Here is a 3324-nt window from a genome sequence, read left to right as displayed (position 1 = left end):
AAGACGGCAGACTCTTGCCCACGACCAGCACGAGCACCCCGGAAAGCCGCCACGCCAGCCCCTCCGACCAGCACGTTCGAAGATGGCGAAGGCTCTATGAAAGCAACTGTCGGCACCCGCTCGTGAGCGGCTGTCAGGGGATGTCGCCCTGCCAGTACCACCGCTGCGGATCCTGCGGGCCGGGGCCGTAGCAGGCCCGGCCGCCGACGCCGAAGGCGCCGATCTCCGTGACCAGCGCGGCGCCGGCGGCGAGGTCCTCCGCGTTCCATCCCGTGACGTCCAGCCACAAGCCGTCCAGCGGGCCCGCCACCAGCATCCGGTACTCGTACCCCGGCCGGGAGCCGGGGCAGGGGTCGTCGTGGTCCGCCCCGTACACCCGGCCCCGCATCAACCACTCCCGGTCCATGCTGGGTGGCGCCGATGCCGTGTTCGATCCAGCCGATCGGGTCGCCGTGGAAGAGGAGGTAGTGGACGGTGTGGTCGGGGCTCTGGCTGCTCCAGGCGGTCATGGCCCAGCCGTTGCCGAGCAGGTCGGTCATCGGGCGCCGCATGTCCCAGCGTCCGAGGCGCTGCAGGGGCGGGGCGGGCATGATCTCGGTGTTGGTCGCGGCAGTGCGCTGCATCAGCGGCGTCTCAGTCTCCGCCGCGCTTCGCGGCCAGAGGGCCACCCTGGAACGGCTCCGCGTCGACCGCCAGCTCGAAGAAGCCCTCGTCCACGGCCCGGACCCGCTCCACCTGGCCGAGGTCTTCGGCCTGGCCGAGAAGACCGCCATCCGCTACGCGGACTCCGCCCGGGCCATCCTGACGCAGACCGCCGAAGCCTCGGCCGCTCCCGGGCGACGCGCAACCTGAACCTGGGCAGGCACAGCCACAGGCGCAGTCGACGGACCGAGTGAAGCCCTCGACAGAGGCACCTGATACCAGTGGTGCCATGGAAGCCTTCGATGACGAACCCCATGCCAAGGACCTCGATGCCCTTCAGGCTGCTTTCCCAGTTGAATGGCGCGAACCGCCCCTGGGGGAGGAAGGCGTTGCGGCCTGGGAGGACGAGCACGGCGTCCGGCTGCCAGAGCCCTATCGGAGCTTCATCGCGCACATCGCCAACGGCTCCTCCTATGGCCCACCCGAGGACGGGGGCCTCCTTCCTCTCGGCTGGCTCCCACCAGGCTGGCCCGACCAAGGGGACCGCGACCCCGCAACCGCCTTCCCGCTCGAACAGGCATGGCCCTGGGAGGACGAGGACGCCCCCGCAACCGACTTCCACCAGCGCACGGTCGACGTCTACAACCACGGGTCCGTCGTCCTGGGCACAGACGACGAGCTCTCCTACTGGCTCCTGGTGATCACCGGGCCGCAACGCGGGAAGATCTGGCTTGTCGCGGAGGTCGGCGCCTACCCCTACCCAGGTCCCGAGGCCATCGGCTTCCTCGAATGGGTCCAGCGCTGGCAGACCGGTAGCGGCTGGTGGGAGTGAGCCCAGCCCGGCTCGGTCGTTCATCACACCGTCGTTCACGAGCCGGGCACAAACCCCGCCACGGGCCGTGCCCCTGCCCATCGTGAACGTCGCAGACAGCCGGCTCCCACCACCACGCAGAACATCGCCCAACAGATACCGTGGCTTCGGCACGAACCCGCGGGTCCGTCCCAGGGATCGCGGTGACTGACCCTCGGGTTCCCGCTGAAAGCGCTTCAGTTTTCGCAAACTCGCGGGGCTCCGGGGGGGCCGGTAAGAACTCTGTCACCAGCCGCAAACGGTGCTGATCAGTCCTCGGACCTGGTGGGTTGGGGCAGTTCCGGCGTGCTGGTCGCCTCAGCGTCGTCCGGCCGATCCGCGGTCCGTGCGAAGGCAGGGAGGCGTGGGGACGAAGGGGTCGGGCGCCGCCCAAGGACGGCGCCCGACACGATGTGCCAGCTTCACGACAGCATGTTGACCTTGTACTGCATGATCCGGTAGTTCTTCGGGTCGCACCATTGGCTGACCACGATGTGGAAGTTGCCGAACGTCGAGCCGGGGATGACGAACCCGCCGTACGGGCAGGCGACGAAGTTGTCCACCTCCTGCCCCAGACTGCCGGGCAGGATCATCGTCTGCTCCAGCGTCCTGGTCAGGTCCGAGGTCGGCAGCGGGAAGACCATTGACCGGATCGACCCCGGGTTCATGTTCAGCCATGTGAGGACGTACTTGCCGTCCATGGCGCGGAAGCAGATCTCGCCCCACTCGCGGGTGCCGAAGACCGTCGTCGGAGGCGCGCCCCACCGCCAGCCGCCGTTGGCGTAGCCCCACGGCTCGTAGGCGGCCGGGTTGCCGAGGCTGTCTTTGCGTACCCGGTGCAGCAGCATCCCCGATTCCACTTTGCGGTTGAAGACCGTGGACAGCACGTAGCAGTAGCCGTCACCGGCCACGGCGTAGGTCTTCTGCTGGAACTGACCGCCGTGCAGATCGGCCGGCCACTGGCACAGGAACTGCCAGGTCTCGCCGTTGTCGGTGGAGCGCCAGAAGTCGGTGTGGTGGGTGTCGTAGAGAACGCCGCGCATGAGGTGCATGTACATGACGCCGTCGACGACGAACACATCGGAGGGGATCGCTGTCGTCCGGCCCCCGGGGGCCGGGTTGTGCGGCTCGTTGACAAGGCTGCGGGCGTGGGCGCCGCCGACGCTGCCGTCGATACGCAAGTTGTTCACATCCGCGCTGCTGGAGCGCAGGCCGACCGGGGCGTGCCAGTCGCCGGCGCCTACCTGGTCGCCGCTGAAGGTGTCGCCGCAGACGAACAGCATGGTGCCGTTCGGGCATCGTACGGGAATACCGAGGTCGGTCCACGGCGCGCCGAACGGGCCGGTCTCGACCGGGCCGCTCAGGTTCTTCACCTTGGTCGCGAACGTTGGGCTGGACGGGTCGTTCGGCCCGCCGGCCATCGCAATCGGGGTAACCGAACCGACGACTCCCGCCCCCGCGGCGACGCCGATGCCGATTTTGAGGAGCTTACGGCGGGAGTACCCGCTGGTCGTCGTGTCGTTCTCGTCCGACGGACGTGTCATGCTGTCGACGCCTTTCAGATTCGACTCACTTGCACCAGGAGATGCCCTCCGGTGCCATCGTCCTTGGCGATGGAGTACGGGCCACAGTCGTCGACTGTCCTCTCGGGGCTTCACCGCGCGCAGCCGTACGATCCCGGACTCACCCACACGGGTGACGCCCGCGCAAGATCACCATCGTTTGCGGCTGGTGACAGGGTGCTGTCACATTGACCGATGAGTGAGATGATCTTCGGGTTGGTCTGGCCGGGGAGTGGTCTGTCGTGGAGAGCGTGTCGCCGTCGTACAGGG

The 3324-nt window shown here is 68.1% G+C and carries 4 protein-coding genes; 2 read left to right on the top strand and 2 right to left on the bottom strand.

Annotated elements, in window-relative coordinates; translation table 11 throughout:
- Window positions 1–133 precede the first annotated feature (133 nt).
- Complete coding sequence (locus tag ACZ38L_RS38955; protein ID WP_465702799.1) at window positions 134–406, bottom strand: hypothetical protein; 273 nt, start codon at window positions 404–406, stop codon at window positions 134–136.
- A gap of 182 nt (window positions 407–588) precedes the next feature.
- Between ACZ38L_RS38955 and ACZ38L_RS38950 the strand changes: the two genes are divergently transcribed.
- Window positions 589–852, top strand: a complete 264-nt coding sequence (locus ACZ38L_RS38950) for a hypothetical protein (protein WP_465702797.1) — start codon at window positions 589–591, stop codon at window positions 850–852.
- A gap of 79 nt (window positions 853–931) precedes the next feature.
- Window positions 932–1474 carry an SMI1/KNR4 family protein gene (locus ACZ38L_RS38945; protein ID WP_465702795.1) on the top strand — a complete coding sequence of 181 codons (543 nt, stop codon included), beginning with the start codon at window positions 932–934 and terminating at the stop codon, window positions 1472–1474.
- Between the two features lie 440 nt (window positions 1475–1914).
- On the opposite strand, the gene ACZ38L_RS38940 is transcribed toward ACZ38L_RS38945, so the two are convergent.
- A complete protein-coding gene (locus ACZ38L_RS38940; protein ID WP_465702793.1) occupies window positions 1915–3036 on the bottom strand; it encodes a DUF4185 domain-containing protein in 1122 nt (373 codons plus the stop codon).
- Window positions 3037–3324: the final 288 nt, after the last annotated feature.

Source organism: Kitasatospora sp. NPDC024654 (genome assembly GCF_055559155.1).
Note: the sequence above shows the minus strand (reverse complement) of the source record. Positions and strands in the feature narration are given on the sequence as shown.

What these genes read in the sequence shown, in the direction of transcription:
- ACZ38L_RS38940 (WP_465702793.1), bottom strand. Translation starts at nt 3,036, where the DNA reads ATGACACGTCCGTCGGACGAGAACGACACGACGACCAGCGGGTACTCC.
- ACZ38L_RS38955 (WP_465702799.1), bottom strand. Translation starts at nt 406, where the DNA reads ATGGACCGGGAGTGGTTGATGCGGGGCCGGGTGTACGGGGCGGACCAC.
- ACZ38L_RS38950 (WP_465702797.1), top strand. Translation starts at nt 589, where the DNA reads ATGATCTCGGTGTTGGTCGCGGCAGTGCGCTGCATCAGCGGCGTCTCA.
- ACZ38L_RS38945 (WP_465702795.1), top strand. Translation starts at nt 932, where the DNA reads ATGGAAGCCTTCGATGACGAACCCCATGCCAAGGACCTCGATGCCCTT.